9 protein-coding genes are annotated in these 13,766 nt (G+C 47.7%); 7 read left to right on the top strand and 2 right to left on the bottom strand.

Annotation, left to right across the window (positions count from 1 at the left end; all coding sequences use genetic code 11):
• Positions 1–42: 42 nt before the first annotated feature.
• The 4 genes from Q9R46_RS22770 to Q9R46_RS22755 all read left to right on the top strand — a co-directional run bounded on the left by Q9R46_RS22770 (position 43) and on the right by Q9R46_RS22755 (position 4,267).
• Positions 43–1,359, top strand: coding sequence for an extracellular solute-binding protein (locus Q9R46_RS22770; protein WP_145335964.1), 1,317 nt, complete (start codon positions 43–45; stop codon positions 1,357–1,359).
• A gap of 370 nt (positions 1,360–1,729) precedes the next feature.
• Positions 1,730–2,599: a carbohydrate ABC transporter permease gene (locus tag Q9R46_RS22765; protein ID WP_145335966.1), complete on the top strand. Its 870-nt coding sequence runs from the start codon at positions 1,730–1,732 to the stop codon at positions 2,597–2,599.
• A 15-nt stretch (positions 2,600–2,614) separates the two neighbouring features.
• Positions 2,615–3,496: a carbohydrate ABC transporter permease gene (locus Q9R46_RS22760; protein ID WP_311281913.1), complete on the top strand. Its 882-nt coding sequence runs from the start codon at positions 2,615–2,617 to the stop codon at positions 3,494–3,496.
• A 159-nt stretch (positions 3,497–3,655) separates the two neighbouring features.
• On the top strand, positions 3,656–4,267 hold the full coding sequence (locus Q9R46_RS22755) for a polysaccharide deacetylase family protein (RefSeq protein ID WP_311281912.1): 612 nt from the start codon (positions 3,656–3,658) through the stop codon (positions 4,265–4,267).
• Positions 4,268–4,603: 336 nt separating this feature from the next.
• On the opposite strand, the gene Q9R46_RS22750 is transcribed toward Q9R46_RS22755, so the two are convergent.
• On the bottom strand, positions 4,604–5,347 hold the full coding sequence (locus Q9R46_RS22750; RefSeq protein ID WP_311281911.1) for a hypothetical protein: 744 nt from the start codon (positions 5,345–5,347) through the stop codon (positions 4,604–4,606).
• A 152-nt stretch (positions 5,348–5,499) separates the two neighbouring features.
• Between Q9R46_RS22750 and Q9R46_RS22745 the strand changes: the two genes are divergently transcribed.
• The 3 genes from Q9R46_RS22745 to Q9R46_RS22735 all read left to right on the top strand — a co-directional run bounded on the left by Q9R46_RS22745 (position 5,500) and on the right by Q9R46_RS22735 (position 10,023).
• Positions 5,500–6,753 (top strand): mechanosensitive ion channel family protein, encoded by a 1,254-nt coding sequence (locus tag Q9R46_RS22745; protein WP_090924269.1) that lies wholly within the window; start codon positions 5,500–5,502, stop codon positions 6,751–6,753.
• A 339-nt stretch (positions 6,754–7,092) separates the two neighbouring features.
• A complete protein-coding gene (locus Q9R46_RS22740; RefSeq protein ID WP_311281910.1) occupies positions 7,093–9,048 on the top strand; it encodes a helix-turn-helix domain-containing protein in 1,956 nt (651 codons plus the stop codon).
• Between the two features lie 123 nt (positions 9,049–9,171).
• A complete protein-coding gene (locus tag Q9R46_RS22735; protein ID WP_311281909.1) occupies positions 9,172–10,023 on the top strand; it encodes an aldo/keto reductase in 852 nt (283 codons plus the stop codon).
• A 194-nt stretch (positions 10,024–10,217) separates the two neighbouring features.
• Here the strand turns inward: Q9R46_RS22735 and Q9R46_RS22730 are convergent, their stop codons facing one another.
• Positions 10,218–13,391 carry an alpha-mannosidase gene (locus tag Q9R46_RS22730; protein WP_311281908.1) on the bottom strand — a complete coding sequence of 1,058 codons (3,174 nt, stop codon included), beginning with the start codon at positions 13,389–13,391 and terminating at the stop codon, positions 10,218–10,220.
• Positions 13,392–13,766: the final 375 nt, after the last annotated feature.

Genomic DNA, 13,766 nt, shown 5'->3' with positions numbered 1-13,766 from the left:
AAATATGGATAGAACCAATAAAAAGATCAGGGAGGTCATATGATGAAAGCGCTATTAAAGAAATCTTTAAGTCTATTTCTGGCTGTGGGACTTGCAGGTAGTTTAGCAGCTTGTTCGTCCGATTCATCCGGCGGAGCACAGGGGGAAAGCAACGGTAAGATCAAGCTGACGCTGTGGGATCAATCGGTTGGTACAACAGACCCGTCAGCCAAACTGCTACCTGAGATTGTGGAGAAATGGAACAGCGAGCATCCCGATATCCAGGTTGAGCGTACAGGCACAACAGGTGAACAATACAAAACGAAAGTGAAAACATCCATCGCAGCTGGTGAGTCACCAGACCTGTTCTACGGAATGGGCGGGGGCAGCTTCATGCAGCCTTATATTAAATCCGGTAACGTACTGGAGATTACAAGTTATCTGACGGACGATATCAAGGAACGTATGGGTCCAGGGATGGCAGAAGCGATTAATATGGATGGCAAAATCTATACCCTGCCTGTGTACACACACATTGCCAACCTTTACGTGAATACAGAACTGTTCGAGCAGGCAGGTGCCAAAATCCCGACTACATATAACGAGCTGCTGGATGCGGTCACCAAACTAAAAGCGGCAGGAATTACCCCGGCTGTGATTGGTGAGAAAGACCGCTGGCCGGGCATGTACTGGTACGACATGATTGCGATGCGCCAAGCGGGGAATGCGGCGGTGATCGAGGCGTTCAAAGATCCGTCCAAGTGGGATTCACCAGACTTTGTCGCGGCGGCGACCAAGATGCAGCAGCTGGCACAAGCCGGAGCATTCAACAGCAGTATGTTCAGTATGAGTTATGACGAGATGCTTGGGGCATTTAATGCAGGTAAAGGAGCAATGATGTTCCAAGCCAACTGGGTGAATGCAGGTATTGAAGACCCGTCTGCTTCGGCAGTCAAAGGCAAAGTGAAGGTGATTCCGTTCCCGGTATTTGAGGATGGCAAAGGCACCAGCACTGAAATCTTCGGCGGAGCAGTGGATGGTTTCTATATCAGCCAGACGACCAAGCATCCGAAGGAAGCTACGGAATTCCTCATGTATCTGAGCGAGCAGCTCGGCACACAAGGTTTCCTGGCGGGAGCGGGACTGCCAAGCTGGAAAACCGATTCACTCGACACCTCCAGCTTGTCTTCACTCGATCTTTCCGCGGCGGACATTATGAAAACGGCCACCTCGTTTATCGCTTGGTGGGATAACATTCTGCCAGCCGAGTCTGCGGAAGCACATAAAAATCTGATCGCACAGCTACTGGCTGGTGACGTGACGCCAGAGGAGTTCTGTAAACAGATGGCGCAGCTGAAACCAACGGAGTTAAGTCTGTAGGCTAGACAGGCAAGCAAGTATAGGCTTATGCTGCATGCGCACTCTTTCGAAGTTTCTACGAAGGTTGAAAGCATATACACTTGTAAACTAGCTCTCTCTGCCACCTTCTATATAAATTGAACTATTCCTTTACACTTGAACGGAGAGGACAGAAAAAACCTGGAAAAGCGAAGCGTTCGCCTTTATCACCGGATTTTTCCCTTTAGAAAAGGGATTCGAAAAATCTGGGGATAACAGCGATTGTAAGGTTATTCTGTCATCGGAGTGGATTGTGTAAAATCATTGGTTCAACTTATATAACCATCAAAATAATGCCCAAACGAGGCGTGATCCGGGAGTTCCCGGTCACGCCTTTGAGAGGAGAAGTACAATGAACTCTGTATTTTCCAATAAAGGGACGATTGCCGTTTTTGTATTACCTACACTGATATTGTTCTGCGGCATTGTGCTGATTCCGATCTTTGTCTCCAGCTATTACAGTCTGCTTGATTGGAATGGTGTTGGGAAAGGCGCGTTTATCGGTCTGGACAACTATGTGGAGATGTTCAAGGATACCCGAGTAATTAACTCGATCAAAAATTCCCTGCTATTTGCAGGTGCCTCTGTATTCATTCAGTTGCCAATCTCACTGGTGCTGGCGCTGATTCTGGCCTCTAACATCAAAGGCGAGGGCTTTTACCGAACCGTATATTTTATTCCTGTACTGATCTCCACGGTCGTTATTGCCCAGTTATGGTCGAAAATTTATAATGCCGATTACGGTCTGTTGAATGTGCTTTTACAAAACATCGGTCTCTCCAGCTGGGCGCAGGATTGGCTGGGTCAGAAGGAAACAGCATTGACGGCCTCCTTCATTCCAACGCTCTGGCAGTACATGGGATACCATATGTTGCTGATGTATGCTGGCGCAAAATCCGTTTCCCAGGATGTACTGGAGGCGGCTCGAATCGACGGTGCTTCCCGGATGCGTGTGGCTTGGTCCATTATGATCCCGTTGATGAAGCCGATTCTGAAGGTGTGTCTTGTATTTTCCGTAATTGGGGCGTTTAAGGTGTTTGACCTGATCTATGTACTGACAGGCGGCGGGCCGTTTTACAGTACAGAGGTGCCGAGTACGCTGATGTACGCTACGATTTTTGACACGTTCCGGTACGGATACGGCAGTGCCATTTCTGTTTTTATCATCGTGGAATGTCTGGTGTGTACGATCCTTATTAATTCGTTGTTCAAGACAGAGTAGAGGGAGGGAAGACGTATGAGTACGGTTAACAATATCATGTTGCAAAAAAAGTCCCAGCCTCGGCGCTCCCTCACCGGAGCTATCGGCAAAGTGTTATTGCAGGCGTTTCTGATCCTGATCGCCGTCATTCAGATCTATCCGCTGATCTGGCTGGCACTGTTTTCCCTAAAGGACAACAGTGAAATTTTCAGCGGTGACGTGGCAGGACTGCCCAAAGCTTTTCTATGGAGCAACTATACCAAGGCACTTTCTGATGGGCATGTCCTGAACTATTTTATGAATAGCGTGCTGGTCACGGCGGTCTCCATTATTCTGGTGCTGATCCTGTCCTCGATGACGGGGTACGCGATTACAAGAATGAACTGGAAGCTCAGCGGGCTGACGATGACGTTGATTCTGCTCGGGATGATGGTGCCGATTCATGCGGCGCTGCTGCCGTTATTTATTATTTTGAAAAACCTGAGTCTGCTCAACAGTTACTGGGCCTTGATCATTCCTTATGTAGCCTTCGGCATTCCGATGGCGGTCTTCATCCTGGGTAGCTTTTTCAAAGGCATCCCGAGAGAGATGGAGGAGTCTGCCGTTATGGACGGATGCGGGATTTACCGCACGTTTTTCTCCATTATTCTGCCACTCGTAACTCCGGCGATCTCCACGGTAGCGATATTTACATTTTTGTCGTGCTGGAATGAGCTGATGTTTGCGGTCACGTTTATTAATAACACGGCGTACCAGACGCTGACGGTGGGCATGATGTCCATGGTTGGAACGTACATTACGCAGTGGGGCATCATTGGCGCGGGTCTGATGATTACGACCGTACCGACGGTTGTGATCTATCTGCTCCTGAACAAACAGGTGCAGAAGAGTATGATTGCGGGCGCGATCAAAGGCTGATCCTTGGGGCGAACTTGCTTCGCGGAAAAGGGACAGAGGACGCAATGGTATTCAGATCACCACTCCATAAAATGTGACGACTACACTAGACCCCGGCTTACAGCCGTGGAATAATAAGGGAGAGTTGATCCGAGCAGTCCGAGAGGGGAATGTGGTTACATGATGGCGCAGTTAGTTGAGCAGGTATCTGTACAGGAAAAGGTTGTAGCTTTTACGTTTGATGATGGCCCACATCCGGTATACACCCATCAAGTGCTGGAAATCTTCCGCCGCGCAGGCGGGCATGCGACATTTTTTATGATTGGCAAGGAGATGGAGGCGTATCCGGATATTGCGGCAGAGGTGCACCGTGAAGGGCATGAGATCGCCAATCATACATACACCCATCCGAACCTGACCGAACTTACGCTGGAAGAGGCCGGGGAAGAATTGCGGCAAGCAGAACGCCTTGTTCAAGAAGTCACGGGCAATGCTGCCCGCAGCTTCCGCCCGCCTTATTTTGGCGTGAATGAGGACATTCTGGCTTTGGCTGCGGAGCGTGGTTACCGGACGATCGGTGCGGTGAACGGCGGTGCACAGGATTGGGACAATCCCGGGGTTGAGCACATTTTGGAGCATACCCGTTCCGTGGTAAAACCCGGCAGTGTATTGATCTTCCATGACGGATACGGCGATCGTTCCCAGACTGTTGAGGCCGTGCGTATGCTGGTAGAAGAACTGACGGCAGAGGGATATCGGCTGGTTACGGTGAGCGAATTGTTAGACATGTAATACGTTAAAGTGAATATACAGGTATCAAAATAAAACCCGAATACTCCCCACTGAAGCGGACAGGTCATCGTAAACATGATCTTTACACCGTTCATGGGGAGTATTTTAATTTATTGTAGCCTGCCCTGTTCGCTGCCCTGTCTGTTCACAGTAATTCTGGCATGAATATATGGAGTCGATCAAAGTCAACAGCTCGGTTACAGGTGTACGTGGTCTGGCGGACTTAACCTTTGACGGATCGAAATATCCCATGTGCAGTGTACCGTCGACCTTTTGCCTGGCTTCGCTTTTAAGTCGTTCGGATTCACCCAGTGTTGTGTACTTACTGGTTATTGGTTATTGGTTATTGAACATGGGCTCTGTCCGCAGCAGATAGTTGCCTCTAACCTCAGCCGTCCAATTGGCAAAGACCTCTCTCCACTGTACACTGTTGAAAAAATCATCAACGGACTGGTTGTCAGAATCCCAATCGACGAATATGTTAAGTGGGGTAATCCCCCCTGCCCAGATACCGTTGCTGACGTCCGTTCCTGTCTCTCGTACCAGCAGGATCGGGATGCCGAATTGGAATGCCATGGCAGGTTCAATCTGCGAAAAGGTGGAGCCTTCCCAGAACGGTGTTGTCGTTGGCGGATCGCCTACATTGGAGCGAAGAATTTCCACATAAAATCTACGGAAATTGATAGCAAGCAGACCATAGCTGGAAAATACCAGCCGCCGGATATTCGTCAGAATATTTTCCGGGTATTGTTCACTAACAGGCAGTGTGCGCGGGAATAACAGCGCATCTTCAATCTCTAATACGAGACGGTTCAAAAACTGGCCCTGTACATCGTTGACTGTATTGGTTGTACTCAAAAAGATTGGAATACGAAAAGCACGATCGACACAGGTCTGGATCGAAGAAGGTGCGTCCTTCACCACCGATATCGATTTGCTGCGCGGGGTGGAGGCAAGAGCAGATGTCCGCACCTGTCCACGGATGGGCGGCAGTTCGGTTACAAAGCTGACAGGCGAATGATTTTTCATCGGAACCTGCTGTGTTTTGGTGGTTTTCACCTTACCTTTGGATTGATTCAATGTTCACATCTCCAATGCACAAGATTCGGGTTCAATTGTTAACCCCAGCCTATGCACATTAGCCCATCCGTGTGACCAGGCAAGGAATTTTACTTCGTACAGGAATCTACTCTATAATAGTAGGCTAAACTAGACTGCGTCAGGAGGAAGTTATGGATTTTATCAAAAAACAGTTAACGGAACTCGGTATGACTGAGCCTTCCCTTGGATACTTTTCCAGTGTAATTATGATTATCTTTATTGCGTTGATCTCGATGATTGCTAATTATATTGCCAAACGACTTGTACTTAAGGCCGTGCATCGGATTGTGAGTCATAACCGGTTCAAATGGGGGCATATCGTTGTTCAGAAAAAGCTGTTCCAGCGACTATCACACCTTGTACCGGCTATTATCATCTATTATACGGCTTACATTTTCCCGGGTTATCAGGCTTTGATTGAAAAAGCGGCCATGACCTACATGATTGTTATCATGATTACGGTGCTGAATGCATTGCTGAACGTGTTCGATGATATCTATCGTACCTATGAAGTGTCTAAAATCCGCCCGATCAAGAGTTATATTCAGGTAGCCAAAATTGTGCTGTTTATTATCGGCGGCATTATCGTCATCTCCAGTCTGGTCGGACAGAATCCGTTGATTATCCTCAGTGGACTGGGGGCTTTATCAGCAGTATTGATGCTCATCTTCAAAGATTCCATTCTGGGTCTGGTCGCGGGTGTGCAACTGTCTTCCAATGATATGGTGCGAGTAGGCGACTGGATTGAGATGCCGAAATACAATGCGGACGGCGATGTGATCGACATTACGCTGAACACAGTGAAAGTCATGAATTTTGATAAGACGATTACCATGATTCCGAGTTATGCGCTGATCTCTGACTCGTTCCGAAACTGGAGAGGCATGCAGGTTTCCGGTGGTAGACGGATTAAGCGGAGCATTTTTATCGATATCAGCAGTATCCGATTTTGTGACGAAGAGATGGTGGCTGAATTCGAAAAAATCCACTATCTCACCGATTATGTCACGTCGAAATTAAAAGAAATCGAAGCGTACAACGTAGAGCATCAGGTAAATCGGGAAAGCAACGTAAATGGCAGACAACTCACTAACATCGGTGTATTCCGTGAGTATATTCATCAATATTTGCGACATCATCCGAAGATTAATAAGGATATGACGATGATTGTGAGACAGCTTGCTCCGGAGGATCGCGGACTACCTCTCGAAATTTATGCGTTTAGCAATGACACCAACTGGGCTGTATACGAGAATGTGCAGGCAGATATTTTTGACCATATCTTTGCAGTTGCATCAACGTTTGGGCTGCGTGCCTTCCAGAATCCAACAGGGCATGACATTGTACAGCTCAAGGAAAATAAAGAATACGTGCGAGAATATTAATGGGGTATCCTATCCATCAAGCACTTTTTGGGAGTGACTCTCCAATTCTTGCATCGTTTCATGATGTAGCTCCAAATAGCTCCAGTAAGTAGCGCTAATATAGTTACACTACGTAGTTCAGAAGATATTTAGAATAGCCATGAACCTCTCCGGTTGATGGCTTTTAGTCTGTGATATAATAGGGCATATTTTAAGGACATAGAATGAGGCGAGTATGGGAGGATGATGAGGAATGCTAACGTTTCCCCTGAAAATCGCTATTGCTTCAATATACAGGTAAAGAATAACTCACTTCATAGAATTCGAGATACAGTACACGTACAGACAGGGGGGATGTTGATGGAGAGGATAATAGATTGGAATGCTTATATCGAGCAGTGGAGTCGAGCGACTGCACATTTACAGTCTATTCAGTCATATCATGTGAAGGGTAATCCAGCCCCTAATTTGTCCGAGCTCAAGCTTGAGGCAAGCACAGGTTTTTTCTTTATTCTTACGCGTGGAGAGATCGAGATCGGGATGTCCGATAAAATATATCGATGTCGCGCACCTTACATTTTCCACGGAGGAGCCGATAACAACATGAGTTTTGTAGTACCCAATGACAATCAGGAATGGGCTGGTTATTTGGTTTTATATACAGAGCTACCTGCATCGTCGGAGGATCAGGGGAACCTAGCTCTGTCTTACGGGTTTACACCCAATGCTATGCTGCCGATTCAGGAAAAATGTGAAGCGGTGGGAGCTCTGTTGAAAAGCAGTGAGTCGTTAGAACGGCTGCAAGCCCAATCCATTTTTTTGCCTTTGGTATACGAGGTTTTGAGCCAAAACCTCCAGACACTTGCACATACAGAGCATACTAAAATCAACATAGTGACCGACGCTATCAAATATATTCAAGCGAACTATAGGGAGTCTATTACAGCGGAGAAGCTGGCTGCTAGATATGAGTGCAGCACGAGTTATTTATCGCGTTTATTTCGCAATCAGATTGGACTAGGGCCGATCGAATATCTGATTCATGAGCGTGTTCACCGTGCCAAACAGCTACTTCTGAAGTCGGATGCACGGATTCAGGATGTTGCAAGCAAGGTAGGTTATGCAGATGTCTATTATTTCAGTCGATTATTTAAAAAACACACCGGTCAATCCCCGCTTCAATTTCGCGCGGAACATAAGCCGCGAGCCGCTGAGGTTCAGAATAATCCATTACGCCGTTTGGAATCGTCCATTGCATACCTTCCTTTTGATTCTCATAATGAGAATGAGTCTTATTATCAATTGAGTGAGGAAGGGGATACATCCATGTTTCGATTTTCAAGGCCTGCTTTTGGAGCGATGATGGTGTTATGTACATCGTTGATTCTTAGTGCATGTCAGGCAAGCAATTCCACAGGAGGGGCTGCGGCAGCTCAAGAGCCTGCAAGCCAAACAGCAACGGCGACCGCATCAGATAGCACTGCCGCGGAAACGAGAATTTATAAACACCTGAAAGGTGAGACCAACATCCCTGTGCATCCACAGCGTGTTGTCAGTTTCTTTCATCTTGGTGAGCTGATCGCACTCGGTGTGAAACCGGTGGGCACAACGACATATGTTCTGGACAACCCGCATATTAGTGACAAAACAGGAATTACCGATATCGGCATTCCGCCAGATGCGGAGAAGATTCTGTCCCTGCAACCGGATCTGATTGTAACAACACCTGCATTAGCCGAGATTGTGGAGGGTGGGTATGATGCACTGAGCAAGATTGCCCCAACCATTGTGATCGAGCAGAATAACGAACCCATCAAAGATATAGAGATGTTTGGGGATATCCTCGGAAAACAGGAAGAAGCCAAGCAGTGGAATGAAAAGTTTACAGCCAAAATCGCAGCGTACAAAGCGAAAATTAGCCCTTATGTACGTGCGGATGAAACGTTCTCTATATTAAACGTGCGTCCAGATGCCCTTTTTGTATACGGAGATACCAATATGGGTGGCAACATTATTTATAAATATCTTGGACTGAAGCCGGCAGCCAAGGTAGAGTCGGACGTCATTCATGGCGAAACGTGGGAGGTCTCCACCGAAGTCATTCCCGAATTTATCGGTGACCGTCTGTTCCTTGCGGTGAATGAGGGAGCGGAGGACAAGCTCAAGGATGTACAGAAGTTGATCGGTGCCACACCAGCGGGGAAATCAGGCCATGTGTACTCTATTGATTTTGATCAGTTCCTTCCAAGTGACCCTATTGCGGTAGAGAAACAGCTGGACATCATTACAGATCTAATTATAGGGGATGGAAAATAGAACTGGGGATGCGCCTTGATTGATTCAAGCCGACGTGAAGGGGTAGAATAACGAGAGAATGCTTTATATTTCCAGTCATGCTCAGGAAAGATCATACCGTCTTTTACAAAGGAGAGTTCTCGAATGAATCATATCCCGGAGTACACGTTGAATGATGGCTTGAAAGTGCCTGCGATTGGGTTTGGTACGTACGGCTTGAAAGGGGAAGCAGGAGTTAAGTCCATTGCGTCTGCGTTGGATGCAGGGTATCGCTTGATTGATACGGCGTATAACTATGAAAATGAAGCTACCGTTGGTAGAGCGATCAAACAAAGCTCCATCGCGAGAGAGGAACTGCTCATTACCTCTAAGCTGCCGGGCAGATATCATGCCCATGACAAAGCGCTGGTAGCGATTCAGGAATCGCTGTACAGAGCCGATCTGGACTATTATGATCTGTACCTGATCCACTGGCCTAATCCGAAGAAAGACATGTATGTGGAGGCGTGGCAAGCTTTAATCGAAGCAAAAAAACGCGGATACATCCGCTCCATCGGTGTCAGCAACTTCCTTCCTGAGCACAATGAACGACTGATCCAGGAGACGGGGGTCGCGCCAAGTCTGAATCAGATTGAGCTGCATCCGTTCTTTGACCAAACGAAGCAGCGGGAGCAGGATACCAAGCATGGCATTGTCAACGAGTCATGGAGTCCCATCGGACGTGGGAATGATGCTTTGCAGGATATTTTGAAGGACGAGAATATTGTTCGCATTGCAGAAACGCACGGCAAAACGCCTACACAAGTTATATTGCGCTGGCATATTCAGCTTGGCTCTATTCCAATTCCGAAGGCAGGTTCCTTAGAGCATCAGCAAGAGAATATCAAACTATTTGATTTTGAGTTGAACGATGAGGAGATGCAGGTCATTGCCTCGTTTAATCGTGCAGATGGGCGGTTGTGGAATCAAGACCCGAGTGAGTACGAGGAATTTTAAGAGATTACCGAGATTACGAAGTATTAAAATAGAACGCATAGAAAAAGGAGTGCCCTCGTCCATAAGGACAAGCGGCACTCTTTTTTTAATTAGAACGATAGTTTGCTAGAAGCTAAAAAGATTCCCGAAGCCATCTATACTCACACATCTTCTAGGGTTCACCAGTTTATGACAAGCTTGCTCTGCCAGATGCCCTATACGCGCGGAATACGGAACGTCAGAATCTCGTAAGGCTTGATGTCAAAAGCAATGCGAGCATTCTCCACACGGCACTCTGCTTCGATGTTCTCCAGCAAATCACATGCGTACGCTGTGACGCTTGTTCCTTCAGGCAATTGCAGGGAGGCACGACTGCGGCGGCCATGGGCTTCATAGACACGGATGATCATGTCATCGTTGTCCTCGGCTTTTTTGATCACCTCTAGCACGACATTCTCCTGATCTACGGATGCAAGTGACCACGTACCCGGCAATGTTCCGGTTTGTGATCCTAGTTCCAGACCAACCAGTGGACGGTTGAGATCATAAGCTGCCTGGATAACTCGTCCCTCACGGAAATCGCCCTGATGCGGGTAGAGGGAGTAAGTGAACACATGCTGCTCTTTGTCGGCATTTTCATTCGGATAGGTTGCGCTCTTGATCAGGGATAGACGCATAACCGAATTGTGAATGTCATATCCGTATTTGCAGTCATTCAGCAAGGCAGCCCCGTAGCCGCTCTCCGCCAGATCCGCCCATTTCTGACCACATACCTCAAAACGTGCCTGATCCCAGCTTGTATTGCGGTGTGTCGCGCGCTCCACGTTACCGTACTGGATTTCATAGACGGCTTTTTCACTCCAAATATCAAGTGGGAAGGCAACTTTGAGTAGCAGATGCTCCTGCTTCCAGTCGATGAAGGTGCGGAAGTCGATCCGCCGTGTATGTGCATAGAAAATGATGGTTTGCTCAACGACAGAGTCCAGGAATTGTCTTTTCACTTGAAGCACGGAACGCACCGGGCCGCTTTCCACCCATTCCATCGACTGTAGATCATTGATCTCCCACATATGCTGTTCGTAAAAATCATCAATGTTCCATGCCTCATACTCCGCAGGGCGATCCTCGAATACTTGCAGTACGTTGCCACGCTCGCCGGATTGAAGCAGTTCACGCCCCTCCAGCTTGTCCCACACGGATATAAATTCAGCACTTTCATTCAGGTGAATATTATACCAAGGGGTCTCGATGGACTGCTGCTCGGATTGCCACTGGGCAACCGATACACCTGCACTGCCAAGATCAGCGGCGGTATCCGGCGTGATACGGAACGTTTTGTATCCTGATGCAGGCACGTTCTCGGCAAGGAACACAAGTCCGCCTTCTGGCGTGTACTGACTTGGTACAGGACGCTCTCCATCATGTACCGTTACTTTTTTCGCAAAAGCAGGCAGCTCCACCACATCTGTCCGTGCAAAGCCGGTGCTGTTAAAGACAACAATGGCTTCGCTATCCGACGTAATCTGGCTTACAATGCCATTCAAGGCGCTGTTTTTCAACTCGTCCGTGACACGCAACACCTCTTCATATTGCTCCTGTGAATCGATGTATACTTGCTCAATGGAGCTACCTGGCAGAATATCATGGAACTGATTCAGCATCGTCAGCTTCCAAGCGTGCTCCAATGCATCGGTTGGATATACAGCCTGTGCATCCGCTTGACGTTGAATCATGGAGAACAGCTCGGCATCCGACAGCGCAAATTCGCTGTGACGGTTATACTTTTTATTACGAGCCATAGACGTGTACGTACCGCGATGATATTCCAGATACAACTCGCCTGACCAGCGCGGGACCGAACGTACGCCGTCTAAATTCTGCTCTAACTTTTCAAAAAACTCACGCACGAATGTGCGCTTCACTGTTGGTACGCCGGGGAGTCCTTTTTCAAGTCGTCTGCCGTGTTCAAGCATTTCCTCGGTTGGCCCGCCGCCACCGTCTCCGAAGCCGAAGCATTGCAATACATCGGTGTTGATGGTTTTGTTCTGGTATCGTTGCCATGTGCCCTTCACTTGGGAAGCATTGAACCGTCCGTTGTACGTCGTTTCGAAACGGTGCTTTCCGAATTCAGGGTGAGGAATATAGTCTTTAGCCGTAATAAAATGTGTCAGAACCTCAGAACCGTCAATGCCTCTCCAGTACATCGTGTCGTTTGGGATCTGGTTGGTATCATTCCAGGCAATTTTGGTCGTCATAAAATAGTCGATCCCGCTCTTGCGCATAATCTGCGGCATCGCTGCGCTATACCCGAATACATCGGGCAGCCAGAGCACACGGTTCTCTACGCCGAATTCTTCCTTGAAGAAACGTTTGCCATAGATAATCTGACGGATCATCGATTCACCCGAGATCAGGTTACAATCGGCTTCCAGCCACATCGAACCTTCTGCTTCCCAGCGTCCCTCGGCAACTTTTTCTTTGATTTTCTCATATAAAGAAGGGAAGTCGGCTTTCAAATATGCATAGAGCTGAGGTTGGGAGGACATGAAGGTATACTCCGGAAATTTATCCATCAGATAGAGCACGCTGGCGAAGCTGCGGATAACCTTCTCCTGTGTCTGATCCAGCGTCCACAGCCATGCCACGTCAATATGAGTGTGACCGATGCAGTGAACGGTCGGGATATGGTCACTGTCGGGGCGAGTTTCTCCGTAGATATGGTTTTGCAGATACTCGCGTGCTTTCAGTACGGATGCGTGAAAAGCCGCGCTGTTTTCTTGGCGTAAATCGAGCAGATTTACGGCTTCGTTAAGCTGTTCGATCAGCTTCAAACGCTCCAGATCATCCTCTCGCAGCAGGTCTGCCGCATCCAGAGCAGCCTTCAGGTCATAATATAAATTCGAAACGGGCTCATGATGCTCGGCAATATATACGTTCAGGAAAACATCGGCCGCGGACGTGCTGCAATAGGCATACAGCGCCAGCTCAAATTCTTCCCCTTTGACAGCGGAAGGTGTCAGGTCGATTTCAGTATGATTCACATCCAGACCGCATATCAGCTCTCCGTTCAGGAACGCCAGAAACTGCGGATTATCATAGTTCCAAATATCTGTGGCACCGGTAACGATGGCGCAGACGACCTTTTTTCCCTCCAGATGGTCGGGAATGCAAATGCGGGTTTTGAAGCAGCTGTGTACATCTTTGCCGCCCCAGCCGTCACCTTTGCGGAATACGTTCCATGAGGAAGGGTCTTCATGCACGAGATCCCATGTATGGTATCCGCTCTCTTTATGATAAAGCTCGGGTATATATGTCTTTGACGTTAATCGCGCACTTTCCAAGTGTTTCACAATCGTATGGATTCGGGTAGACAAGGAATTCAATTTCATATGTGTTTCCCACCTTGGTATTTAGTAAGTACAGGCTGTAAAGGTTAATCAACAACATTAGAAGCTTTGACTTGAGTTTTGAAAACGCTGACATTTTACTTCATCATATCAAATGAGAAATAATCGAAACTACGTAATGTATGCTGGAAATGCCGTATTTTTATTGCATTTCATGCTAAAATGAAGGTAGTAGTGATTAGGGCGTGTCTTGAAATCTACTGAAGTGCATCTTTTACCCCCTTTTCGCCCCCTGCTACGTCACTTCCCCTTGACGTGCCCCGGCACGCCTGCGGGAAACTTCCTTGCTTGGAACGAAAATTCGGCAAAATCTGCTTTCTTCAGCGTTTTCAGACACGCCCTAGGGAAGGAGCATGT

Origin of the sequence: Paenibacillus sp. RRE4, assembly GCF_031844205.1 — a bacterium.
GTDB lineage: Bacteria > Bacillota > Bacilli > Paenibacillales > Paenibacillaceae > Paenibacillus > Paenibacillus xylanexedens_B.
This window is presented reverse-complemented; position numbering and strand designations above follow the sequence as displayed.

Bases quoted from the DNA above. Each gene is read 5' to 3' on its own strand.
- Q9R46_RS22770 (WP_145335964.1), top strand. From the start codon at position 43: ATGAAAGCGCTATTAAAGAAATCTTTAAGTCTATTTCTGGCTGTGGGA.
- Q9R46_RS22760 (WP_311281913.1), top strand. From the start codon at position 2,615: ATGAGTACGGTTAACAATATCATGTTGCAAAAAAAGTCCCAGCCTCGG.
- Q9R46_RS22735 (WP_311281909.1), top strand. From the start codon at position 9,172: ATGAATCATATCCCGGAGTACACGTTGAATGATGGCTTGAAAGTGCCT.
- Q9R46_RS22745 (WP_090924269.1), top strand. From the start codon at position 5,500: ATGGATTTTATCAAAAAACAGTTAACGGAACTCGGTATGACTGAGCCT.
- Q9R46_RS22730 (WP_311281908.1), bottom strand. From the start codon at position 13,391: ATGAAATTGAATTCCTTGTCTACCCGAATCCATACGATTGTGAAACAC.
- Q9R46_RS22765 (WP_145335966.1), top strand. From the start codon at position 1,730: ATGAACTCTGTATTTTCCAATAAAGGGACGATTGCCGTTTTTGTATTA.
- Q9R46_RS22755 (WP_311281912.1), top strand. From the start codon at position 3,656: ATGATGGCGCAGTTAGTTGAGCAGGTATCTGTACAGGAAAAGGTTGTA.
- Q9R46_RS22740 (WP_311281910.1), top strand. From the start codon at position 7,093: ATGGAGAGGATAATAGATTGGAATGCTTATATCGAGCAGTGGAGTCGA.